At 38.0% G+C, this 23,531-nt stretch carries 21 protein-coding genes and 1 riboswitch; of the genes, 9 read left to right on the top strand and 12 right to left on the bottom strand.

Annotation, left to right across the window (positions count from 1 at the left end; all coding sequences use genetic code 11):
• Positions 1–187 precede the first annotated feature (187 nt).
• The 6 genes from nagA (at position 188) to ACI48O_RS04050 (ending at position 5,897) form a co-directional block, all read left to right on the top strand.
• Complete coding sequence (gene nagA / locus ACI48O_RS04075; protein ID WP_435560454.1) at positions 188–1,390, top strand: N-acetylglucosamine-6-phosphate deacetylase; 1,203 nt, start codon at positions 188–190, stop codon at positions 1,388–1,390.
• Positions 1,390–2,130: a glucosamine-6-phosphate deaminase gene (gene nagB, locus ACI48O_RS04070; RefSeq protein ID WP_435560453.1), complete on the top strand. Its 741-nt coding sequence runs from the start codon at positions 1,390–1,392 to the stop codon at positions 2,128–2,130. Before nagA ends, nagB begins: the two co-directional genes overlap by 1 nt.
• Before the next feature lie 70 nt (positions 2,131–2,200).
• On the top strand, positions 2,201–2,923 hold the full coding sequence (locus tag ACI48O_RS04065; RefSeq protein WP_435560452.1) for a GntR family transcriptional regulator: 723 nt from the start codon (positions 2,201–2,203) through the stop codon (positions 2,921–2,923).
• Positions 2,924–2,949: 26 nt separating this feature from the next.
• The gene (locus ACI48O_RS04060; protein WP_435560451.1) at positions 2,950–3,687 is read left to right on the top strand and encodes an SIS domain-containing protein; all 738 of its coding nucleotides are present in this window, start codon (positions 2,950–2,952) and stop codon (positions 3,685–3,687) included.
• 273 nt (positions 3,688–3,960) lie between these two features.
• Positions 3,961–5,331, top strand: a complete 1,371-nt coding sequence (locus ACI48O_RS04055) for an aldehyde dehydrogenase (RefSeq protein ID WP_435560450.1) — start codon at positions 3,961–3,963, stop codon at positions 5,329–5,331.
• Between the two features lie 134 nt (positions 5,332–5,465).
• Positions 5,466–5,897 carry a hypothetical protein gene (locus ACI48O_RS04050; protein WP_435560449.1) on the top strand — a complete coding sequence of 144 codons (432 nt, stop codon included), beginning with the start codon at positions 5,466–5,468 and terminating at the stop codon, positions 5,895–5,897.
• 130 nt (positions 5,898–6,027) lie between these two features.
• On the opposite strand, the gene ACI48O_RS04045 is transcribed toward ACI48O_RS04050, so the two are convergent.
• From ACI48O_RS04045 to ACI48O_RS04025, 5 genes are all read right to left on the bottom strand, one after another.
• Positions 6,028–6,585, bottom strand: a complete 558-nt coding sequence (locus tag ACI48O_RS04045) for a DUF2062 domain-containing protein (protein WP_435560448.1) — start codon at positions 6,583–6,585, stop codon at positions 6,028–6,030.
• Positions 6,586–6,897: 312 nt separating this feature from the next.
• Entirely contained in the window at positions 6,898–8,073 is a 1,176-nt protein-coding gene (locus tag ACI48O_RS04040) for a coiled-coil domain-containing protein (RefSeq protein WP_435560447.1), read from the bottom strand.
• 319 nt (positions 8,074–8,392) lie between these two features.
• Positions 8,393–9,079 (bottom strand): TerC family protein, encoded by a 687-nt coding sequence (locus ACI48O_RS04035; protein WP_435560446.1) that lies wholly within the window; start codon positions 9,077–9,079, stop codon positions 8,393–8,395.
• A gap of 171 nt (positions 9,080–9,250) precedes the next feature.
• The gene (locus ACI48O_RS04030; RefSeq protein ID WP_435560445.1) at positions 9,251–11,485 is read right to left on the bottom strand and encodes an AAA domain-containing protein; all 2,235 of its coding nucleotides are present in this window, start codon (positions 11,483–11,485) and stop codon (positions 9,251–9,253) included.
• 171 nt (positions 11,486–11,656) lie between these two features.
• On the bottom strand, positions 11,657–12,046 hold the full coding sequence (locus ACI48O_RS04025; RefSeq protein WP_435560444.1) for an iron chaperone: 390 nt from the start codon (positions 12,044–12,046) through the stop codon (positions 11,657–11,659).
• A 331-nt stretch (positions 12,047–12,377) separates the two neighbouring features.
• Here ACI48O_RS04025 and ACI48O_RS04020 point away from each other — a divergent pair, with 331 nt between their 5' ends.
• Positions 12,378–13,511, top strand: coding sequence for a type II asparaginase (locus tag ACI48O_RS04020; protein ID WP_435560443.1), 1,134 nt, complete (start codon positions 12,378–12,380; stop codon positions 13,509–13,511).
• Positions 13,512–13,604: 93 nt separating this feature from the next.
• Here the strand turns inward: ACI48O_RS04020 and pfkA are convergent, their stop codons facing one another.
• The 7 genes from pfkA to ACI48O_RS03985 all read right to left on the bottom strand — a co-directional run bounded on the left by pfkA (position 13,605) and on the right by ACI48O_RS03985 (position 21,875).
• Complete coding sequence (gene pfkA / locus ACI48O_RS04015; RefSeq protein ID WP_435560442.1) at positions 13,605–14,561, bottom strand: 6-phosphofructokinase; 957 nt, start codon at positions 14,559–14,561, stop codon at positions 13,605–13,607.
• 109 nt (positions 14,562–14,670) lie between these two features.
• Positions 14,671–16,002, bottom strand: coding sequence for an MFS transporter (locus tag ACI48O_RS04010; protein WP_435560441.1), 1,332 nt, complete (start codon positions 16,000–16,002; stop codon positions 14,671–14,673).
• A 581-nt stretch (positions 16,003–16,583) separates the two neighbouring features.
• Positions 16,584–17,318, bottom strand: a complete 735-nt coding sequence (locus ACI48O_RS04005) for a FadR/GntR family transcriptional regulator (RefSeq protein WP_435560440.1) — start codon at positions 17,316–17,318, stop codon at positions 16,584–16,586.
• A 175-nt stretch (positions 17,319–17,493) separates the two neighbouring features.
• Entirely contained in the window at positions 17,494–18,252 is a 759-nt protein-coding gene (locus ACI48O_RS04000; RefSeq protein WP_435560439.1) for an SDR family NAD(P)-dependent oxidoreductase, read from the bottom strand.
• A 41-nt stretch (positions 18,253–18,293) separates the two neighbouring features.
• Entirely contained in the window at positions 18,294–19,241 is a 948-nt protein-coding gene (locus ACI48O_RS03995; RefSeq protein ID WP_435560438.1) for a transketolase family protein, read from the bottom strand.
• Positions 19,241–20,074: a transketolase gene (locus ACI48O_RS03990; protein ID WP_435560437.1), complete on the bottom strand. Its 834-nt coding sequence runs from the start codon at positions 20,072–20,074 to the stop codon at positions 19,241–19,243. The genes ACI48O_RS03995 and ACI48O_RS03990 overlap by 1 nt, the downstream gene beginning before the upstream one ends.
• A 436-nt stretch (positions 20,075–20,510) precedes the next feature.
• Positions 20,511–21,875, bottom strand: coding sequence for an amino acid permease (locus tag ACI48O_RS03985; protein ID WP_435560436.1), 1,365 nt, complete (start codon positions 21,873–21,875; stop codon positions 20,511–20,513).
• 148 nt (positions 21,876–22,023) lie between these two features.
• Positions 22,024–22,103: riboswitch (glycine riboswitch) on the bottom strand.
• A gap of 280 nt (positions 22,104–22,383) precedes the next feature.
• Here ACI48O_RS03985 and ACI48O_RS03980 point away from each other — a divergent pair.
• Together ACI48O_RS03980 and ACI48O_RS03975 are read left to right on the top strand one after the other, a co-directional pair.
• Positions 22,384–22,815, top strand: coding sequence for a ribosomal maturation YjgA family protein (locus tag ACI48O_RS03980; protein WP_435560435.1), 432 nt, complete (start codon positions 22,384–22,386; stop codon positions 22,813–22,815).
• 42 nt (positions 22,816–22,857) lie between these two features.
• The gene (locus tag ACI48O_RS03975) at positions 22,858–23,430 is read left to right on the top strand and encodes a lysophospholipid acyltransferase family protein (RefSeq protein ID WP_435560434.1); all 573 of its coding nucleotides are present in this window, start codon (positions 22,858–22,860) and stop codon (positions 23,428–23,430) included.
• Positions 23,431–23,531: the final 101 nt, after the last annotated feature.

Here is a 23,531-nt window from a genome sequence, read left to right as displayed (position 1 = left end):
ATAGATGTCTATACCAATTTTTATTTTTTTTGAACGGGATATCATTAAAATTCGTCTTAACCTTATAACAACAAGGTTTTTTATTTTAAAAACAAACCTACCATCACTTATAAAACACAAATTGGTATAGACAACTAGAAATAGGTGATGCTAATATGAAGGTATCACTTGAAAGGATGTAATGAAGATGACTCCGCAAGTTAATCCTATTTTGCTAAAGGGTATTCATATTTATTCAGAAGGTAAAATCCTTGAAAATGGCTATATAAAAATGAAAGATCAAAAAATAGATGAGCTGGGAAACGTTTCGGAGCTTGGGCCTTTAAATAATGATCAATGGGAAATAGTTGAGCTTCCCTCTCATTATAAAGCCATTCCTGGTTTAATTGATGTTCATATCCATGGCGTAAACGGTGCTGATACAATGGATGGAACGCAGGATGCACTTGACACGATGGTGACCTCCCTTCCTAAAGAAGGCACAACCAGCTTCCTAGCCACAACGATGACTCAAGATATCAAACATATTGAACAGGCTTTAATCAATGCTGGTGATTACATTGGGAAACAAGCACCACAGGGAAACGCCGAAATACTTGGGATTCATCTTGAAGGACCTTTTGTAAATCCCAAAATGGCTGGGGCACAACCCATTCCGCATATCATCGATCCTAATTTAGCTTTATTTAAACGATGGCAAGAATTAGCTAATGGAATGATTAAATTGGTTACATTAGCACCAGAACAACCAGGTGGCATCGAACTGATTCAATTTTTAAAGGCGAATCATATCATCGCCTCAATTGGCCACTCAGAAGCAGCTTATGAAGAAGTAAATGAAGCGATTCATGCAGGGGCAACTCATGTAACCCATCTCTATAATCAAATGAGTGGATTACACCACCGTGAACCAGGAGTCGTTGGTGCAGCCTTTTTACGAGATGAGCTAATGGCTGAAATCATCGTTGATGGAGTTCATGTTCGTCCAGAAATAGTTGAGATTGCTTACAAACTAAAACGAAGTGAAGGATTAATGTTAATAACCGATTCGATGCGTGCAAAGTGCTTAAAAAACGGGAAATATGATCTTGGCGGACAAGAAGTGACGGTGAAGGATGGCAGAGCCGAACTCATCGACGGAACCTTAGCTGGAAGTATTTTGAAAATGGGCCAAGCCGTTAAAAATATGATCGCCTATACAGGATGTTCACTTGAAGAAGCGATTGAAATGGCATCTGGAAATCCCGCCAAGCAATTAAATGTTTTTGATCGAAAAGGAAGCATATCGGTTGGAAAAGACGCTGACATTGCTATTCTTGATGACAATTTAGAAGTGGTGATGACGATTTGCCGAGGCGCTGTTGCTTATAAAAAGGAGGAGAACCCATAATGAAAATCATCGAAGTAAATAACTATCAGGAAATGAGCCAGAAAGCAGCTGAATACATCATTGATAAGGTCTGCCATTTTCCGAGAATTACACTCGGACTCGCAACAGGCGGGACACCAATCGGAACCTATAAAAATATCATTGAAGACCATAAAAAGAATGGAACATCCTATCAAAATGTTACGACCTTTAACCTCGACGAGTATATTGGCCTTTCACCGGAAAATAAGAATAGCTACCGTTATTTCATGAATGAACAGCTGTTTAATCATATCGATATTAATAAAAAAAACACCCATGTCCCTCATGGTAATGTCGAGGATTACCAAAAAGAATGCACACGATTCGAGGAGTTAATTTCAAAACATGGTGGGATTGACCTCCAAATTCTTGGGATTGGCAGCAATGGGCATATCGGTTTCAATGAGCCTGGAACTTCGTTCACTTCCACAACTCATATCGTAAACTTAGCACCATCGACGATTAAGGCAAACGCAAGATACTTTAACCGGTTGGAGGATGTTCCTACAAAAGCGATTACAATGGGAATTTCCACGATAATGAAAAGTAAAGAAATCATTCTTCTTGTTTCCGGAGAAAACAAAAGCGAGGCATTGTCAAAGCTGTTAAGTGCAGGTGTTCAGGAAAGTTTTCCTGCATCTGTTTTGAAAAACCATCCATATGTTACAATTATTGCAGATAAAGCGGCAGTAGCCGGGCTAAAGGTTCATTGTAAATAGTCCTATGAAAGCTATTCGTTCAGATTCTGCCACTGTCTAATTTCTTCTAGAAAGGTGCAGTAAGAGGAGAATGATTGATAAAAATTCCCCCATTCCACTTTATTATCAGCTTGAAGAGCATATTAAAGAGTTAATTGAAAAGGGTGAGTTGCGTCCTGGAGACGCATTGCCTGCCGAAAGAGAATATGCTGAAAAATACCAAATTAGCCGAATGACCGTAAGACAAGCCTTTACCCAGCTCGTAAACGAAGGATATTTACATCGGTTACAAGGGAAAGGAACGTTTGTCGCTGAACGAAAAATTGAACAAGCTCTCCAAGGCTTAACAAGCTTCACCGAAGATATGAAAGCGCGAGGTTTTGAGCCTGGAAGCCAATTAATCCATTTTGAAATTATTCCTGCCACCAGTCAAATTGCAAGTCAGTTGTCGATCCAAGAATATGGACCTGTGTACGAAATAAAACGGATCCGCTTAGCTGATGGTGTACCGATGGCCTTGGAAACCAATTATATTTCAGCCAACCTTATTAAAGGGCTCACAGAGGAAATTGTGAATCAATCATTATACACGTACATTGAAGATCGGTTGAACTTAAGAATTGATCATGCAGCGCAGGTAATTGAATCATCCATTGCCACTCAAAGTGAAGCCAATTATTTAAACATAAACAAAGGGGCTCCCGTCATGCTGATTCAACGAAACACGTTTCTTCATGATGGAACCCCGGTTGAATTTGTAAAATCAGCCTATCGTGCCGACCGCTATAAATTCATGATACAGATGAAGCGATAACAGGAAATTCATATGGAGGTAATCCCTTGTTTAACCTTTATTTTGATAAACTCCAAGAATTATTAACCACCATAGCTAAGGATGAAAAGGAAAACCTCAAAATGGCCGCGGCAAAAGTAGCCGATTGTATTCAACACAATGGGATTGTGCATGTGTTTGGCTGCGGTCATTCTCATATATTTGGTGAGGAATTATTTTACCGCGCGGGTGGACTTGCACCGATTAACCCCATATTAATTGACGAGTTGATGCTCCATAAAGGAGCTGTACGCTCTTCGCAATTGGAACAACAAAATGATTATGCACATCAGTTTATGGAAAACATTGCAATCGATACTGGTGATATTGTCATTGTTGCATCCACTTCAGGGAGAAATCCTGTTCCAATTGATGTGGCCGAAATCACAAAAAGCAAAGGTGCTTTCGTAATTGCCATCACCTCCCCTATTTATGCAAAGCATGTTTCTTCTAGACATAAAAACGGGAAATTTCTTCATCACTCTGCTGATCTAACCATTGATAATCATATTCTCGTTGGAGATGCGTTGATGAAGCACGAGTCATTAAACATTCCTTTCGGCTCTGGCTCAACCGTAGTCGGGACAGCAATCGTTAATGGAATCATCGTCGAAGCGGTCAATATCATGCTTGAAAATAACGTTAAACCGCCCATCTTTAAGAGCGGAAATGCGGATGGAGCGGAACAACATAACCGAGCACTAATTGAGCAATACAAAGAGAGAATTCCACTTCTAGAAGGCTAAGCTTAGAAACCAACTATTGTTGGTTTTTTTTTTGTTTTAGAGTTAATTGTCACCCATTTCCCGTAATCATTTTCGGTTTCTTACACTAATAAGGGCGATTGGTTACAATTTCCCCCGATCCTATTGCAGTTTCTTACACCAATAAAAGGCTATTAGTTAAAATTTTTCGGTAACACTTTAGTCAAATGAAAATCGTACCAACTTATAACTTTGGATGAAGGTGTTAATATGGGATAATCAAATCGATGAATCTTTTACGAAAGTAGGAATCGTATGAATACAATACAAGCGCTTATAAAAAAACAAAAAGCGTTTTTCCGCACTGACAAGACAAAGGATATAGCTTTCCGCCTGGATGCGCTGCAAAAGTTAAGAACGGCTATCAAAACAAATGAAAAACAGCTTATCGAAGCGTTAAAAGTGGATTTAAATAAATCGGAATTTGAAGCATATACGACTGAAGTTGGGATAATCCTTGAAGAAATACGTTTCACCACCCGCCATTTACGCTCATGGGTAAAACCCAAAAGGGTAAAAACTCCGATTACTCACTTCGGCTCAACAAGTTACATTTATCCGGAACCCTATGGTGTGTCTCTGATTATCTCGCCTTGGAATTATCCGTTTCAATTAGCAATAGCTCCTTTAATTGGGGCCATTGCCGCTGGGAACTGTGCAGTAATCAAACCTTCAGAACTAACACCGAAAACATCAGAGGTTCTAGGCAGACTAATCCAAGACATCTTTCCAGAAGAATATATTGTTGTCTTCCAAGGTGGGGTGGAAACAAGCCAAGCCCTGCTAAATGAAAAATTTGATTATATCTTTTTTACTGGAAGTGTTCCTGTCGGAAAGATCATTATGGAGGCTGCTTCCAAACATTTAACCCCGGTAACCTTGGAATTAGGCGGAAAAAGCCCCTGCATTGTTCATGAGGATGCCAATATAAAGTTGGCCGCAAAACGAATAGCCTGGGGGAAGTATATAAATGCGGGTCAAACGTGCGTGGCACCGGATTACTTGTATATTCACCAATCGATTAAACATGACTTTTTGACTGCCCTAAAGGTAGCGATTCATGAGCTATACGGAGAACATCCACTTAATAACGAGGACTATACTCATATTGTCAGCGAAAAGCATTATAACAGATTGTGCTCTTTTTTGGATAATGGAGAAATTTTTACAGGCGGAAAAACAATGGAGAATGGATTTGTGATCGAGCCAACCGTGCTTACGAACATCACATGGGAAGATCCTGTTATGCAAGATGAGATTTTTGGCCCGATCCTGCCGGTGCTGGAGTACAGCGAGCTAACAGAAGCCATTGAGGGAATTCACAAGCACCCTAATCCCCTCGCACTCTATATATTTTCCGAAAGCCGCGCCATTCAGGAGGAAGTACTAAATCGTATTTCCTTCGGAGGTGGATGCATTAATGATACCGTCTATCACCTTGGCTCCCCTCACCTGCCCTTCGGCGGAGTCGGGTCAAGCGGAATTGGCGCCTATCATGGAAAAGGCAGCTTCGACACGTTTTCGCACGGTAAGAGCGTTCTAAAGCAAACCACATTATTCGATATTCCGTTTCGGTATCCGAATGTTAAGAACGGGGTTAATAAAATTAAGCTGTTCTTAAAATAAAAGCCATAATGAGTCCACTTTGTTGAAAAGGGTGATTCGCATCCTATTTTTGTTGTTATACTTATGCTACAGAGTGAAGGTTTCATTGTTATAAATAAAAAACCAACGAATATCTAAAAAAAGGGGTGGATTCAATGCATCCAATTGAATTAATTGAATTGATAATAGCTGGTGGGATTTTACTCGCTATTCTATCTGTTTCTTTCGTTTTGAAAGGAAAATGGAGGAAAGTTATTCAGGGATTGGCTATTGTTTATCTGATTTCTTTTAGTATCTTTTATGTGGTACGGCCTTACTGGATTGATTTGCAAATTGAAAATAAAGTAGGTTATTTACAGATGTATTTGGAACAAGAGTACCCAAAGGAGACTTGGGAATTTTGGACTGTGCCTCATCGTGAGGACGGATATGAGAGTATGAGTCCATACTCCATAGGTGTAATATTTGATAATGAACCAGAAGTGGAGTACACATATTTCGTTCGTAATAAAGATGATATTATTCAAACTGGCTATTCGTCTCAAAACGAATTACAAAGCGACTTATTACATTTAGAAGATAAATAATATATTTTTGAAATCGGTAACTCCTAAGTATTTTCATCGGCGCTTAAGTTTAAGAAGGATCTAAAATATTGTAAAAAAGAAAACTCGCCTTTTTGGCGAGTTCCTAGAATCCCGTACGGTTCAATTTATCCTAGGAATAGTTATTATTTAAATTATTGCGAATCGCATGCCTATGACGAACCTTTGTTAATCTTCTTGTTTTTTCTTTTTCGTAAAAATAGTGAATGATAAAGTACGAAATTCCCCCGAGGATAATGCCAAAAATGGTCATGCCAATTAATACATGGATCCCGCCATAAAGGACATTGATCAAGCCCCGGAAATCCCCGTGCAATATATTTGAAAAAGAAAACGGCATGTGCCCTACTTTTACTTTGATTGGGTAGAGAAGCTTCCCTATTTTTTTCGCAAAAGGAATGAGAATAACGGGAAGGAAGGTTATTTTCCCGATAACGTTTCCAATAATAGCGGCAGGTAACGAGCCTTTAGCTAAACGAACAAGGGGTACAAAAAATATATAAATCAGTGATACTGATGATAAAACGATCATTTCAGTGCCAAAGCCAATGGCAAAGCCTAATGATACTTTTTTAGCTCCGCCCGGAGAACGAAAAAGTTTAATAAAATTCAACTTAAATTTGCGTCTAACTTGTTGAAAAAAATTATACTTTTTTTGCTTTAAACTCATAGTTGTCCCCCCTTTTTGGCAAAAAAATCCTTACAATTACTACTAAAGTCTGAAAACGGATTCAAAGAATTAATTTCACTTTTCTCTTTTATAACATATAAATGTAAGACAGGCTATACAAAAGTCCTATATGCAAGTGAAGAAATTTTATAAATAAGCAAAAACATACTAAGATTGGGAGCACAAATAATTGCGCTTCCAATCTTAGTATGAGTGGAAAGGGGCTAAACTATTACTATATGATATCGATTTACCAAAACAAAAGAGCCAGCATCCGTAGAATGGAAACTGGCTCTTATATTATTTACACGATTATTCAATGATTCGTACAACACGACCGTTAAAAGTGTTCGCCCAATAACCGCTGGACATGTTGGCAATCGCCACACCTGTTGAGCTTTGTGAGCCAATAAATTGACCTCCGCCTAAATAAATCCCAACATGACCATCTGTTTTATATGTGTTAAAGAACACTAAATCCCCTGGTCTCATCTCACTTGTGGAAACTCTACGTCCAGAGTTTTTCAATGAATCCGTACTTGCTCCAATGCTGATCCCTGCTTGAGCATAGGACCAATGAACAAATCCGGAGCAATCGAATCGTCCATTTTCTATATCATAAGCGGTTCTTCCGCCACCAAATACATAAACGGAATTACCAATATAGCGGTTCCCCGCAGTCGTAACGATTCTAATTTTCTCATTCGCTGATGCAGGGATGGCATAGCTTGAAGCACCACCATTAGTCGGCACTTGTGCCGAAAAGCCTGCAGTTAATCCCGCTTCTTGTGTTGCGAGACTACGGTCTTGTTGCTGTAGGTCGGATTTAGCAGCGAGACCTTCTGCTTCCCTTTGCTTAAGCTCTGTTCTAAGCGCTTCGTTTTGCTGCTGTTGCTCGACAATTTGAGCACGCATTCCTTCTAGCTCAGTCTTCATATTTGTTAATTCTTCAAGTTTTGTTTTAACCGATGATTGCTTCTTTTCCACTTCATTCTTATCGGCTTCGTACTGCTTCACAAGATCCTTATCTGCATTAATAATTGTTGCAACAGCACCAATTCGATCAACAAAATCACCAAAACTGGTTGAACCGAGCAGAACATCCAGGTATTGAACGTTTCCTCCTGTTTCTTGGTAAGAACGCGCCCGTTCTTTTAAAACCTCATTTCGCTTTTCAATCGACTTTTTTAAAGTTGCAACCTCTTGTTCAAGCTTTTGAATCTCAAGGTTTGCTGCCGTAATATCGGCCTCTGTCTTGGCAATCATGTTTTGATTATCAATAATGGCTTGATCGGCACGTTTCAATTGTTCATTTAATCTAGACAGTTCATCCTGTACCGCGCTAAGCTCTTTGTTTGTTTGTGCTAGATTTGCTTGGATACTTGATCGCTGAGTTTGAATCGATTCTGCTTGTGCAGTTGGAAGAGAAACTACACTTCCCAACCCAAGCATCACTGTTATGTTGAATACTAGAAGCGGTTTTTTCATCCTTTGCCCCTGCCTTTTCTATCAATCTACAAATTTCATAGTTTAGTAATTTTCTAATAATCTTTCATTTCACAGGAAATTTCTCAGTAACAAAAAATATGTACAATCTGTAGTATACCATCGAATTTTGTCATCTATGTAATAAATACATTACAGGAATGTTTCAAATTACTACAAAAGTCGTCTTTTTAACAAAATATACACAAAATTATTACAAAATCGCGGTTAAAAAGCAAGGGGAAAAATGGCTATTTATTGATATTCTTCCAAAAAATTGAAACAAAAAAAGAGCGTCCAAGTTAGGACACCCCTATACGCTTTATGCAGTTGCTCGATCTTCGTTAGCATCTTTTTCATTTTTCTTATTTCGAATATATCCACCCAATACTATTCCTACGGTAAGAACAGCAGCGATTACGTAACCAACCGATTCAGAAATATTCAATAGAGAAGTTAATCTTTCATCTCCGACAATCATTTCTCCTGCAGTCCAAGCAAGGATTCCAGCACCGATATAAATAATGATTGGGTATTTCCCCATCATGCCAACAAGCCACTTTGAACCAAAGATCATTAAGGGGATACTGATGGCAATTCCTAAAATTAACAATCCGATATGCCCCTCTGCAACACCCGCTACTGCAACTACATTGTCTAAGCTCATCGTTAAATCGGCAACAGCAATGGTCGCAATCGCTTTCCCAACAGAGTTGTGGCTTTTGATGTTTGCTTCCTCTTCACCTTGATTTAACACACCCCATGCGATGTAGGCAAGCAGTAAACCAGCTACCGCATGAATGTAAGGAATATTCATGATTAACACGATAATTGTAGCAAGTGCAATCCGCGCAAAAACTGCGAATCCTGTTCCCCAGAAGATTGCTTTGTTCTGATACTCTTTTGGCAATGATCTTGTTGCCATCGCAATCACGATTGCATTATCTCCTGAGAGGATGATATCAATCATGATGATTTTCAGAACGGTAATAATTACTTCATAATCCAAATTTTATCCCTCGCCTTTTTTATCCTTAATTTATCATTCCACTTCCACCAACAAAAAAATACCTCCTTCGTCTATTTTCATAGCTAGGAGGATACTTAATTATTATATAAAAAAAGAAATAAAAATACAAAGGTTTGGTTATCTGACTTTCCAAAGGTAAATAGGAAATAACTAAAACTGGCTTAAAAAATATTCACACACCCTAATCGAATTCAGTCGAGCAGCAACAACAGGAGGTTGTACTCCTCTTGCTCCTTCAAGCGGTAGACCAAGCCAGAGAATTTTCCTATCAATCATCACAAATGGGAAGGGGAAATGCTCTTCTAGCCACTCATCAGACTGCAACAGGTTCCACTCCAGACTTGAAATAACAGTTAATTTTACTTGCTTTTTTCTATTCATTAGCTTTTCTTTCCATTCAGATGATAAAACCATTTTTTCCGGCAAGGAGATAACGATGGAAGACTTTGCGGTATCCATATCCTGAAAGACCTGCTCCAATTTCCGCGCATGCATCCATTGTAAGCTTTTGTGCTGATTCTTGATCCACGAACCAATTTCTTTCGTCGTGATTCTTTGCTGATGTTTAGTCTGATGATCAACGAGCTGCCTCAGCGTTTTCCCCCGGAAAACATTCCTGCGAATAAATTCTTGGTTGCTAACGTGAAGAAACTTCCCTTTTGTGCGGGTAATCGCAACATTAATCAACCGTTCACTATCGTTGCCTGTCAACAGCATCCCAGCTCTGTTTTGCGGTTCACCGTCTACTGTATCAAAGATCATCACATCACGTTCACTTCCTTGGAACCTGTGCACGGTTGCAGCAATGATATCCGCTTCATTTCGTTCTTTCTCATATAGATCTTCAAGCAGCATTTGCATTAAGTTGGCCTGGGCCCGGTATGGAGTTACATATCCAATTGATTTTACTTCGCTAAGGTAAGCTTCATTAATTAATTGAAAGGACAACAAAAGCTGCCATAGATTGAATCTTGAGTTAGAGACTTTATCGCTTATACAATGGAAGCCAGTAAAGCTTGTATCCAAAAGAATCGCTGCCCTGTTTGGGAACGGATATTGTTCAACAATCGTATTTCTACTTTGATAAACCGATTCGTGATCTCCAACCAATGAATGATAAATATACTGATTCGTAAAGGCAGAAATGTCAGGATGCATCCTCCGCTGTTCTTTTAATAAAAAGAGATGAGGATGAAGTGTTCCTTGCTTTACCCAATCTACCACACCTGCTCGGTGGAACACATCCTCTTTCAGCCATTTGGCAACAAGCGAGTCTCTGCTTGAAGCAATCGGGGGCAGTTGTTTAAAATCTCCGCAAATAATAATCCGTTTACCCAATGCTGCTGCAAATGCAGCCTGAGGAACGTAGGCCATACTCGCTTCATCAAGAATGACAATATCAAAGTCCCGTTCATATACAGCACTGTCGCTCGCAGCTTTTGCCAAAGTTGTTCCCACGATGAATGCTTCTTTCAAAAACTGAATTTCTTTCTGACGGACTTTTTCAAGCAGCTTGGCAAGCTTCGTTTCAATTTCTAATAAAGCTGCTGAGTCGCGCTTACTAAAAGACCGTGCCAAGTCGAGCTTTAGACTCCGCCTTTCTTCTATAAGTTTTTCTCTATCTTGAGCAAGCATTGGATCCTGTTTTTCAATCAACATAGTGGTTGTCACTTCGATATTGTTCGCAAGGTGCTCTCCTGAATTTCCTCCAAAACGGAGGATGTCACCAACGTGAAATCGGCCTTTCTTTTTTATAAAATCAGCGATTTCCCCTAACAGGACGTCCACTGCCTGATTGCTGTGGGACAAAATCAGCACTCGCTTTTGTTGAAAATATTTGTTAGCAGCTACTCTAGCAAGCGTATAGGTTTTCCCCGTTCCCGGTGGGCCCCAAACGAACGTAACCGGATTATATTTTGACCGTAAAACAAGTTCGTGGACATTGCTTTTGATCTTTTCTATAGGATGTTTTGCTTCCATGGAAGGATCCATTAACTTCTTAATCCTTAATCGCTTCCGTTTGCTTTTTTTTATCTCATCAAATCGATCGATTAGCTGTTCCAGCAGCTCCCAAGGATCATGCATTAAGTCCGCTTCCGGAATTAAGTCGCCAAAGGTTTGCTCAAGTGCGATCATGATCCCTTTTCCCTCGGAGGAAAGTACCCGACCGTTGCTTTTCAGCTTACCCCATACCAGTTTTATTGTTGAACCAACTGGTATCTTAAGTGCAATGGCGGTATCAAAATAATAATGATATGGACCATTATTTGAAAGAAGCCTGCCATTGGTTACCGTGAACCGGCTACCACCAAACTTTTTTAAATATAAGATTTCGTTTTGCAGCGCTTGCTGCCATTCGCTGATATATGTTTTGGTTGTTAACATTTTATCTTCCTTTGTACCTGATTTAAAAAATCATAGCCTTCATTCTATAGTTTTGAGGGTGAAAAGGCAATTAAGGGAACGGGTTTCCCACTGATTCAGCATCTCGTATACCCAACAAAAAGAAAAATCCGCACAGCATAACCTTGCGGATCTTTCTTTTTAAAAACATTTTTATTTTTTCTTTTTTAATTTTTGTTCTGCTTTGTTTTTATTTTCTTCTACTCTATATTTGACGATTTTGCTTATTAACTCAAATGGGAGCGGTTTTTCGAAAGGAAACTGTACCGACCCTTTTGCTCCTTTATACTCCGACAATTCATCTTTAAAAGCTTCGATACCACTAGGTGCCGGATAAAACCCGATATGATTTGAATGAGCTGCAAAATGAACCAAATTACCATGTAAAGCAAAAGTCGGCATTTGATAACTTATTTTTTCTACTGCTTCTGGTGCCGAATCGCTTATAACGGTTCTTAGCTTTTTAAGTTTTTCCTGAACCTCAGGTGAAAATTGAGATATGTATTCATCAATAGAATCAACTGATTTTTTGTTTCCTTCCATGTCATTCTCCTTTCGCCTTAACTTTCATTGGCGGGATTTGCTATCAGATATTTTTATTTTATCATGAAGCCCCCTCAAAAAATCCTATATTAATATCACTTTTGCCCGACCAACAATTTTTCCTCTTAAAACAAACACTTTGTAAAAATTTCCCTCAATATTGACAATCCCATGTCATTAATGTGTAAGTTTGTATTTTTCTGTAGGTTTTTATAGTTTGAAATTTATTATTTTTTCGAACTAATCAAAAGGGAAACCATTATCGAATCCCCTTTGCAGTTAGATTTAACAAACATTACTTTAAAATTAATTTTTTAGGAGGTCAAAGGTTATGAAACTGAAAAAAAGGTTGATAGTATTCCTTTTAACCATGGTAATAGCTATCGTTGGAGCAATTAAGTTAGGACCTGTTGTATTTACAGAAGCAACGGAAGAGACACCTGCCAAAGCCGCTGAAAAAACCACTGAGGTATCTAAAGACAAACAGACAGAAAATCTGCCAAACGTAGTGATTCTAGCAACAGGTGGAACAATTGCCGGAACTGGTGCTTCTTCTACAGAAACAACTGGATATAAATCGGGAGATCTTGCCATTGAAAGCTTAATTGAAGCCGTTCCAGAAATGAAAAAGATTGCAAATGTTTCTGGCGAGCAAATTGTTAAAGTAGATAGTACAGATATGACGAGCGAAATTCTCTTGAAATTAGGTAAACGTATTAATGAATTACTTGCTTCTAAAGATGTAGATGGAATTGTCGTAACCCATGGAACGGATACATTAGAAGAAACAGCATACTTCTTAAATTTAGTCGTTAAAAGTGATAAACCTGTTGTTCTGACCGCAGCAATGCGTCCTGCAACAGCTATGAGTGCTGACGGACCATTTAACTTATACAATGCAGTATCCTTAGCAGGTGACAAAAATTCCAAAGGTAGAGGAGTTCTTGTTACGCTAAATGACCGGATAGCTGATGCTAGAAATATTACCAAAACTAATACAACGACATTAGATACATTTAAATCGATTGAAAATGGCTATTTAGGGGCTATTATTGGTGGAAAACATTATTTCTATAGTGAAACTACGAGACTGCATACTACTCATTCTATTTTTGATATCTCTAAGATTGAAAAATTACCTCAAGTCGATATTATTTATGGATATCAAGATAGTCCAACCTATATGTATGAGGCTGCGGTGAAAAATGGAGCTAAGGGAATTGTGGTGGCCGCCCCTGGTGATGGTACATTATCAAAACTTGCCCTTGAAGGTGTCGAAGCTGCCATGGATAAAGGAGTAGAAGTTGTGCGTGCTTCACGGGTTGGGACAGGAACGGTTTCACTTAAAGAAGGCTTTATTACGTCTGATTCTTTAAACGCTCAAAAAGCACGGATTCTATTAATGCTCGCTTTAACCGTAACAGAGGATCCTGCTAAGATTCAGGAATTTTATAATCAATACTAAAATACTAAATAAACAAGCGAAGATGGATTTGTTTTTACCCACCTTCGCTTGTTTATTTGACTGAGTCAAATTGTTACTTTCATCCATTTTTTTCTATAATAAAAGAGTCTCTAACATACTATATTTATCTTTTTTATCAACAACTGCAGCATTGACATTTTTAAGCTCAACATTTATTATTTTATTTTCTTTAATACCAACAGCTCTTCCTGAATATCCTTCAGTCAGCAGTTTTACTGCTGTAACTCCCATTTTACTTGCTAAAACCCGGTCAAATGCGGACGGATGTCCCCCTCTTTGGATAAAGCCTAAAACGGTTGTCCTTACGCCAATATTTAACTTCTCTTCAATGTATTTTTGTAATGCTGGCAAATCGTACATTCTTTCGGTTATGATTACCAGGTTATCGTTTTTCCCATTTTTTATTCTTAATCTTAATTCCGAACATATGGTTTCAAAATCTAATTTTCTTTCTGGTGTCGATATGATTTCTCCGCCACCGGCTAAAGCTGAATATAAAGCTAAATCCCCACAATATCTTCCCATTACTTCAACAATGGTTGTTTTATCATGTGAAAAATCTGTATCTTTAATTTTACCAATGCACTCTAAGACCGTATTTAAAGTGGTATCAAATCCAATTGAATAATCTGTGTAGCTTAAGTCATTATCGATTGTTCCTGGGATACCAATAACTTTAATTCCTAGTTCATGAAGTTTTTCTGCTCCTTTAAAGGATCCTTCACCGCCAATGACAACTAATGAATCGATCGCTTGGTTTCTCAATACTTCAAGAGCCCTTTTTCTGCCCGCTTCTTCATGAAACTCCAAGCATCGGGAAGTTTTTAAAATCGTTCCGCCTTTATCAGCAAGATTGTCGACATCTGCAAAAGTCAATCGCTGGACTTTTCCATCTATTAATCCTTGAAACCCGCAATGAATTCCCATTACTTCAATGTTATTATAATTTGCCGCTTTTACGACTGCTCGAATCGCTGCATTCATCCCCGGGGCATCCCCACCACTTGTTAAAACCCCTAGTTTATTCATGACCAAAACACCTCTTATAGATTAAAGAATTTTATTTCATTAAGAAGAAATTCCAGCAGTTTGGTAACCGCCGGAATTTATTTAAGGTAAATATGTAACTATCGATGTATTAACTAGACTTTTTTAAATTTTTTTCATTATTTGTACTTAGCGCTTTACCCGACTGTTTTACTAAGAAAACAATAATGGTTGAGCCAATAATCATACTTGCACCTAAGAAAATCATACTAGTACTAAAGGATCCAGTTAAATCCTTAATATAGCCGACAATATATGGTCCAAAGAATCCACCAAGATTTCCAATACTGTTGATGAGGGCTATGGCACCTCCAGCAGCTGCTCCAGTTAAAAAGGAAGGCGGGATTGCCCAAAACGGTGAGTATGCACCAAATGCTCCACATAATGCGATAGTTAGAAATACGAAGGCGATGAAAATGTTTATATCTGCAACATAACTACTAATAATCATGGCAACTGCACTTGTGGTTAAACACGCCGCAACATGCCAACGTCTCTCGTTTTTCTTGTCAGAATGGTTCCCAACTAAAATCATTGTTACCATCGCACAAACATACATTAAGCCTAAAATCCAACCCATATTTTGCGTACTAATATTGGCTGTTTCTGATAAACCTTTTGAAATGGTTGGTAAAAACATATTAATTCCATAGTAACCAACCATCCAGCAGAAATATCCTAAAGATAAAATTAGTACGTCGCGATCCTTTAAAGCCTGCATGAAAGTGTAGTGTTTAACTTTCTGTTTTTCAAGACTCTCTTTTGTGGTAATGTCAATTAACCATTTTTTCTCATCTTTGTTCAACCATTTTACTTCTTCAATTTTATCATCAAGATAGAAGAACGCGATGATACCTAAGATAACAGCTGGAATCGCTTCCATAATAAACAGCCATTGCCACCCAGCCAAATGTAACCAATCAACCCCTAGCAAGAAGGTCGAGAGTGGTGCACCTAATGCATTTGCACCAGGTATCGCCAGCATAAACCCTGCGATTGCTTTTGCGTGATGTTTCGATTGATAGAAACCGCTTAAATAATGGACCATACATGGATAAAAACTAGCTTCTGCAACCCCTAAAAGGAACCGAGCAGAGTAAAATTGCCATGGAGTTTCTACAAAAGCCATTAGTACCGCAAGTAGTCCCCATGAAACCATAATTCTACTAATCCATTTTCTTGCTCCAATTTTTGTCATTGCAGCGCTTCCTGGTACTTCTAAAAGGAAATACCCAAAAAAGAAAATCCCTGCTCCAAAACCGAAAACAGCATTTGAAAAACCTAAATCTTCGTTCATTTGCAGGGCAGCAAATCCAATATTGACCCTGTCTAGTATCGCTATTACAAAACAAAGAAACAGAAATGGAATTAATCTTAACGTAACTTTTTTGGTTGTCGATCGCTCTAATTGAAGTAGATCCAAAATAATTCCTCCTTATGGTTTCATACCTACTAGTTTTTAGTCACAGACAAGTTTATTAATAGCTTTATTTTGTTCGACCACTAAATTTTAAACGCTTACAAATGTACGTAATTCTTGGATATTGGAGCAAAAAAACATCACCCCAACTAAATGCTTTACTACAATAATAAACGATTGTTCCTAACATTAAAATGATGTTAAAAAAACTTGACTATATTATCAAAAAATAAACACTACTAAAATAAAATATTAATGATACCTTCACTACTTTTCTTACATGTTCTTAATTCTAATCAAAAAAATTACCTTTTGACCCCTTTCCGATTTTTTCACAGCGTATACATATTATCTTTCTCGATAATTGTATTCTTGACTACTTGTCTACTAAGGTACCTTATATATTTAATATACTTTCGTAACTATTGATTGTCAATAAGATAATGAAACTTCTTTGAATAAAAAAAACCTAAGACCAAGGAGAGTTACCCCTTTGTCTTAGGCTTTTTGAATTCCCCTTTTATCTTACAGGGGAACATCATCGATATGTTTTGTTCTAGGTTTAAATGCAACTTCTAAGTGCTCTAATCTTTCCAATAGCGATCATATAAGTTTTGCATATGAAAAGTCATGATTCTTTCTGCTTCCTTATCATCACGATCCTCTATTGCTTTAATAAGCATTTGGTGCTCAGCAAAATTACGGTCTCGATAATCTGGGCGAGTTACAGTTCGATCACGTAAAAATTTCCACATTTCCTGTTGTTTCATCGCTGTACTAATAGCAGCCATGATACTTATAAATAAATCATTATGAGACGCCTTAGCGATCCCGTTATGTAATGCTTCATCTGTTTCGGGTACATAATAACCAGCCTTCGTTTCTTCCTCCATCTTATTGATGGTTGAACGCAGGTTCTCTATATCTTCATCCGTTGCTCTTAATGCAGCAAATTTACATATTAGCGGCTCGATACTCATTCTTGCTTCAACGATATCTTCAGGGGATACTGATTCATGCAAGATAGTTGATTGAGGGTTTTCAGGAGCAATTTGATTGTTCTTAACATAAACCCCTTCACCTTGACGAGAATAAATAAGGCCATTCAATTCCAAAGCACTGAGGGCTTGTCTAACAGGTGCACGACTTACTCCAAATTGCTCGCAGAGCTCTCTTTCAGCAGGAAGTTTATCGCCTATTTTTAAGGAACCCGACTGGATTTCAGAAAGAATTTGATTATAAATTTGAATATATAATTTTTTGCTGGATACTGGATTAAAACTAATAATAACCACTTCTCTCCATATATTTTGAATCATTTTTTTATAGTTAGATTATATACTTTTCCTTTTTTACGGGCAACACACTTATTCATTAAGAAAACTGCATTAGGCCCACTTAAGATTAAGACAAACTGGTTTATAAACCGCAAATTTTCTCCCTTAAAATACAAACAGGCATACCAGTGTGGATGCCTGTTATTGTATGTATTTCCTAATCCATGTGGGAACCACCGTTAATGTCTATTTCTTCACCAGTAATATAAGAAGCTTCTTCTGAAGCTAAAAAGGCAATTGTAGCTGCGATTTCGCTTGTTTCTCCAGGTCTTCCCATTGGGATTCCTGCAATAACAGCTTTAGCATCTTCTTCAGGTAGGGACTTCCAAATCTCAGTATTAACAAGACCTGGAGCTACACAGTTTACTGTAATTCCGTCCAGTGCCACTTCACGTGCTAAGTTTTTAGAGAATCCTAATACAGCTGCTTTTGAAGCAGAATAGTGCGGACCTCCAAATACTCCCCCACCTCGTTTTGCTGATACAGAGGAAAGACTGATAATTCTTCCAAACTTTTGTTTTTTCATCGTTTCTAAGACTGCTTGAGTACATAAGAACAGCCCAAACATATTCACATTAAATACCCGTGTAATGTCCTCAAGTGTCATATCTTGTACGGTCACTTTTTGTGAAATTCCGGCATTATTAACGAGGATATCAATTCTTCCAAACGTTTTAAGCGTTTTTTCTACCATTGCGTCACAAGATTCTTTGCTAGTAACGTTTAATTCTACCCCTAAAGCCTTGCCACCCGCCTCGGTAATCGCATTTACTGTTTCTTGAACACCTTCAAAATTTATATCGGCAATTACAACAGCTGCTCCTTGCTTTGCAAGTGTTAAAGCAATTGTTCGCCCGATTCCTTTTTTCGAACCACTTCCCGTAACAATGGCTACTCTATCTTTTAATTCAAACATTCTCGATCTCTCCTATTTTAAAAAGTTTCTTGGAATGAATACTAAAGAATTTCTTTCGCAGTTTTTACTATATTTTCAATCGTAATTCCATTTAGTTCTAATAGTTTTTCATATGGTGCAGATTGTCCGAACTTATCCTGGACCCCAATTCTTCTAACGATACCCTTTCCTTCTTCAGCAACGACTTCACATACTGCACTTCCAAGACCATTTAAAATATTATGATCTTCTACTGTAATGATCTTGCCAACCTTGAGACAGTCAACGACTGCTTCACGGTCAAGTGGTTTAATCGTATGCATGTCTAATAGCTTGACAGAGATTCCTTCTTTTTCTAAAGCTTTTACAGCTTCTAATGCAAGATATACCGTATCACCATTTGCAATGATTGCCAGGTCTTCTCCATCCTTTACCTGCTTTGCTTTTCCAATCGTAAATTCTTCCTTCTCATCATAGATGATTGGAACAGCATCTCTTGTAAAACGAAGGTATACTGGACCATGAATTTCTGCAGCTTGTTCTACTAATTTTTTAGTAGAATAATAGTCTGCACCCATCACGACAGTCATGTTTGGAATCGTTCTTAATACTCCCATATCCTCAATACTTTGATGACTTGCTCCATCATTTGCTGGGGTAAGGCCACCATGAGAACAAGCAATTTTAACATTCAAGTTCGGATAACAAATTTCTTGTCTAATTTGCTCCGCCATTCTTAACGAACCAAATACTGCGTAAGTGCTTACAAAAGGAATTTTGCCTGTTGTCGCAAGCCCTGCAGCAACTCCTGCACCATTTTGCTCGGCAATCCCAACGTTAACATGTTGATTTGGCAGTTGCTTCGCGAATTCAGTAGTCTTACATGACTTACCGATATCAATATCGACTACATATATATTCTTGTTCTTTTTCCCTAATCGGACAATCTCATCCCCAAAAGCTTCTCTTGTGGCTTTTTTCGTTAGGATATCTTTTTCTAAGATACTCATTATCTTAAACCTCCTGCTACTTCTGCCATTGCAAGTTCATATTCATCTTTATTTGGAGCGACACCATGCCAACTACCCACGTTTTCCATGAACGATACGCCTTTCCCTTTAACACTGTTGAACACAATGCACTTCGGCTTTCCGTTTTTTGCAGCTCTAATAGCGTCGAGGGTTTCAACAATCTCTTCCATTGAGTGGCCATCGATTCGTTTCGTTTCAAAACCAAAGGCAGCAAATTTCACTTCTAAATCCAGGTTTGGCATTACTTCTTCTGTTGTCCCGTCAATTTGCAAACCATTATCATCAACAAATACTACTAAATTATCTAAACGGTACTTAACAGCACTTTGCGCTGCTTCCCAAATTTGTCCTTCTTGGCACTCTCCATCGCCTAACATAGCGAACACTCTGTAATCCTTTAAATCCCGCTTGCCACCAAGTGCCATTCCAACTGCACATGAAAGGCCCTGCCCTAAAGAACCAGTCGAAATATCTATACCAGGACACTTTTTCATATCAGGGTGACCTTGAAAAGGTGATCCGTATTGTCTTAAAGTATGAATGGTTTCGTACGGCACAAATCCCAATAGTGCTAATGCTGAATATTGGATCGGGCAAACATGTCCTTTTGATAAAACAAAGCGATCACGGTCTTCCCATTTTGGGTTATTGGGATCAATATTCATTTCCCGAAAGTATAGGGCTGCAATGATATCTGCTGCAGATAAGGAACCTCCCGGATGCCCTGATTGTGCTTCGTAAATCATTGTTAATGCTGCTTGTCTTAACTCAATCGCTTTTTGCTTTAATTCTTCAATACTAATATCTTTCATCTCAGTCACCTCGTTAAATTATGACTTGCTGTTTTAAAAACCGGGTGTTTGTCATGTTGTATACTTGTCTACTAAGGTACCTTGTGTTTTTAGTGTACCTCCACAACTTTGAATAGTCAACAGTGATATTCGATTAAATATATTTTTTTTACGAGACTTGTTCTGCCTTGCTTTTAAAAAAGGGCTGTGTTAGAGACGAATGTTGATTTTGAGCACTCTGTTGATTGGAGCGGAAGGTGCGAGACTCCTGCGGGAGAAGGTGTCTCGGGAGCCCCCACAGGCGCTATGGCGCCGAGGAGGCTCCAGGACTCCCCCGCGGAAAGCGAGCACCTGGAGCGGAAATCAACAGCCAAATTTAACACAGCCAAAAACAAAAAAACCGCACAAGTGACAAATAATCACTGTGCGGTTCAATATGATGAATCGACTGTATTCTTTAAGCAGCCATTTTTTGAGCTTTTTCCTTTTTCTGTCTAAAATAATACAGTGTAAATAATAAAACAAACCATAAAGGTGTCATTAATAAAGCTGTGCGTGTTGCTTCAGCAATTAACATAACAATAAGAAGAAAACCAAAAAACGCTAGCACGGCATAATTAATAAATGGTGTGAATGGTGCTTTAAATATTGATTTTTCATGTAAATCTGGTCGTGTTTTTGAATAGCGAATATGAGAGATTAAGATAATACTCCAAACCCAAATAAAACAAATCGCACTAATGGTCGTCACTATTCCAAAAGCTTGTCCCGGGATAAGCCCACTTAATAGAGCTCCAGCCGAGATAACGACTGTTGATGTAAACAAAGCATTGCTAGGTACAGCATTTTTATTTAATTTAGCATATGAATTTGGGCCTTGGTCATTTTTGCTTAAGTTATATAAAATTCTACTCGTTGAGAACATTCCACTATTACAAGCGGAAGCAGCTGAAGTTAACACAACAAAGTTAATGATACCTGCAGCTAAAGGAATTCCTACTAAACTAAATGTTTTAACAAAAGGACTGGTAGCTGCATTCAACTGTTCCCATGGATTAATCATTAATAGTACAATAATCGCTCCCATATAGAAAAACAGAATTCGTAAAGGAATTTTGTTGATCGCGGATGGAATGTTCTTTTGCGGATTAGATGTTTCTGCTGCAGAAACCCCTACTAATTCTACGCCAACAAAGGCAAAGAGAACCATTTGAAACGATAATAAGAATCCAGTTATTCCGTTAGGGAATAAACCTCCAAATTCCCAAATGTTACTTACTGAAACGGTACCGGCATCCGTTTTGAATCCAATGACCAATAAAACAATACCAATTCCGATTAATGCAAGAATGGTAATAACCTTAATAATGGCAAACCAAAACTCTAACTCTCCAAAAAGCTTAACAGTCAATAAATTGAGCCCTAATAATATGACTAAACAAGCAATTGCAGGAACCCACTGCGGGATATCGAACCAATATTGTACATATACGCCAACTGCAATAATATCCGCCATCGCTGTCATGATCCAACAAAACCAATAGGTCCAACCAGTTACATACCCTGCCCACGGACCAATATAATCTGTTGCAAAGTCCGTAAAGGATTGATAGCCTGCATTAGATAAAAGGAGTTCCCCTAATGCCCTCATCACAAAAAACACTGCAATCCCAACAATTAAATAAGAGAAGATAATTGAAGGACCTGCTAATTGAATTGCTTTTCCTGAGCCTAAAAATAACCCTGTACCGATCGTACCACCAATTGCGATGAGCTGGACGTGCCGATTTTGCAAGTCCCGTTTTAATTCATGCTGTGCCAACTTAATTCCCCCATAATTTTTTTGTTTTTTCCTTCGTAACGATTAAAACGCAAATAAAAAAGAGACTGGAAAGCTCCAATCTCTTAAAACGACAGAATAAAAAATAGTATTTGCTATTTTTCCACGAAAAAAAATAACAAATAGTATTCGATACTCTTCTGTCCTTTTGCCTGAGATAATGAACCCTTCGGCGCCGCAAATCATTGCGGTCTCTCCAGAAGCTGCTCCTGCTATAGTTTGATCCATAGCAATCATAGCTTGCTAATATTTAATTGTTTGGTAGATGGAAAAGAAATACCTCTCCATCCTTTTATATTATTTTGCGATAATTTTAAATTTTATCAGTAACTTTTCGTTCAGTCAAGACCCTTTCAATTTCGTTCATATAAAAAATAATTATCTATTAAAAAGAATCAACTCTTGCTTCTGACGTTTAATCCTTGTATATTCAAATTTGGAATATCACAAATTTTATTGAAGACCCATACTGGTTATAAGAGTGATTGTAATGATTTCTCCGGCAACATCTAAAAATGAATCCATCAAACTTCGTAATTTGAGGATAGCTTATTTAATAGCCATCGTTATTACCATTTTATTAGGCCTAGCCTCCAGAAAATACAGCCATCTTCTTTTCATATTTGTAGCTCAGAATGCCGGCGATATGCTGTGGGCTATGATGGTCTATTTTGGCTTCCGCTTCCTATTTGTACATAAAAGCGTACTCACCTCCATTTTGCTTAGCTTATCGTTTAGCTTTGGCATTGAGTTCAGTCAGTTGTATCAGGGAGACTGGATCAATCAAATTCGTGGAACACTGCTCGGTGCATTAATCCTCGGTAAAGGATTTCTTACGATTGACCTAATTCGATATTCTGTTGGAATTATCATCGCGTCTATCCTGGATAAAATGATATTTTGTCCTCGTAAGCGTAAATAATCTTTGGGTTTAGTATATTAATTTGGAAGGGACTGGATTGAATTGATACATAAAATTGCCATCACTGTTGTTAGATTTTTATTGCACATCCGCTTTAAAATAAAAATTGAAGGATTAGAAAACATCCCTACGGGTGCCGCTATAATTGCTATGAACCATACTAGTAATTTCGATGCTCCGATGGTAGGTGTTCATACTCCACGCAAAATGTACATCATGGGGAAAGAAGAACTTTTTAGAAACAAGTTTTTTGGTTGGTTAATTCATGAATTAGGTTGTTTTCCGATCAAAAGAGGACAAGCCGATATCAAATCTCTAAAAAATACTTTAAGAATCCTAAAAGAAGGAAATCTATTTTCGATTTTCATTGAGGGATCACGTTCAAAAACAGGAGAAATGCAGGAAGCAAAAAAAGGAATTGGCTTTATCGTTGCCAAAAGTAAAGCACCTGTTGTACCTACTTATATCTATGGTGCACGGGGTGGTTGGTTTAAACCAGCTGGTGTTATTTTTGGAGCGCCGATAACCTTTGAAGATGGATTGGAGCATGAAGAAATCGCCAATCTAATTGCTGAAGAAATTAAAAAGCTGAATCCAAAAAAAGAACTTTCTTAATTAAAATGTACCCTATAGAATAGACACTTAAAAAAAGTGCTCTTTCTATAGGGTATTTTTTGTATAATTTAAAGAACAACATAGAGAAATACGTGGAGACG

It is taken from the genome of Neobacillus terrisolis, from assembly GCF_051233475.1.
Lineage (GTDB): Bacteria > Bacillota > Bacilli > Bacillales > Cytobacillaceae > Bacillus_BU.
Note: the sequence above shows the minus strand (reverse complement) of the source record. Positions and strands in the feature narration are given on the sequence as shown.

Coding starts and splice junctions, on each gene's coding strand:
- nagA (WP_435560454.1), top strand. CDS start 188: ATGACTCCGCAAGTTAATCCTATTTTGCTAAAGGGTATTCATATTTAT.
- nagB (WP_435560453.1), top strand. CDS start 1,390: ATGAAAATCATCGAAGTAAATAACTATCAGGAAATGAGCCAGAAAGCA.
- ACI48O_RS04065 (WP_435560452.1), top strand. CDS start 2,201: ATGATTGATAAAAATTCCCCCATTCCACTTTATTATCAGCTTGAAGAG.
- ACI48O_RS04055 (WP_435560450.1), top strand. CDS start 3,961: ATGAATACAATACAAGCGCTTATAAAAAAACAAAAAGCGTTTTTCCGC.
- ACI48O_RS04050 (WP_435560449.1), top strand. CDS start 5,466: ATGCATCCAATTGAATTAATTGAATTGATAATAGCTGGTGGGATTTTA.
- ACI48O_RS04045 (WP_435560448.1), bottom strand. CDS start 6,585: ATGAGTTTAAAGCAAAAAAAGTATAATTTTTTTCAACAAGTTAGACGC.
- ACI48O_RS04040 (WP_435560447.1), bottom strand. CDS start 8,073: ATGAAAAAACCGCTTCTAGTATTCAACATAACAGTGATGCTTGGGTTG.
- ACI48O_RS04030 (WP_435560445.1), bottom strand. CDS start 11,485: ATGTTAACAACCAAAACATATATCAGCGAATGGCAGCAAGCGCTGCAA.
- ACI48O_RS04025 (WP_435560444.1), bottom strand. CDS start 12,046: ATGGAAGGAAACAAAAAATCAGTTGATTCTATTGATGAATACATATCT.
- ACI48O_RS04020 (WP_435560443.1), top strand. CDS start 12,378: ATGAAACTGAAAAAAAGGTTGATAGTATTCCTTTTAACCATGGTAATA.
- pfkA (WP_435560442.1), bottom strand. CDS start 14,561: ATGAATAAACTAGGGGTTTTAACAAGTGGTGGGGATGCCCCGGGGATG.
- ACI48O_RS04005 (WP_435560440.1), bottom strand. CDS start 17,318: ATGATTCAAAATATATGGAGAGAAGTGGTTATTATTAGTTTTAATCCA.
- ACI48O_RS04000 (WP_435560439.1), bottom strand. CDS start 18,252: ATGTTTGAATTAAAAGATAGAGTAGCCATTGTTACGGGAAGTGGTTCG.
- ACI48O_RS03995 (WP_435560438.1), bottom strand. CDS start 19,241: ATGAGTATCTTAGAAAAAGATATCCTAACGAAAAAAGCCACAAGAGAA.
- ACI48O_RS03990 (WP_435560437.1), bottom strand. CDS start 20,074: ATGAAAGATATTAGTATTGAAGAATTAAAGCAAAAAGCGATTGAGTTA.
- ACI48O_RS03980 (WP_435560435.1), top strand. CDS start 22,384: ATGATTTCTCCGGCAACATCTAAAAATGAATCCATCAAACTTCGTAAT.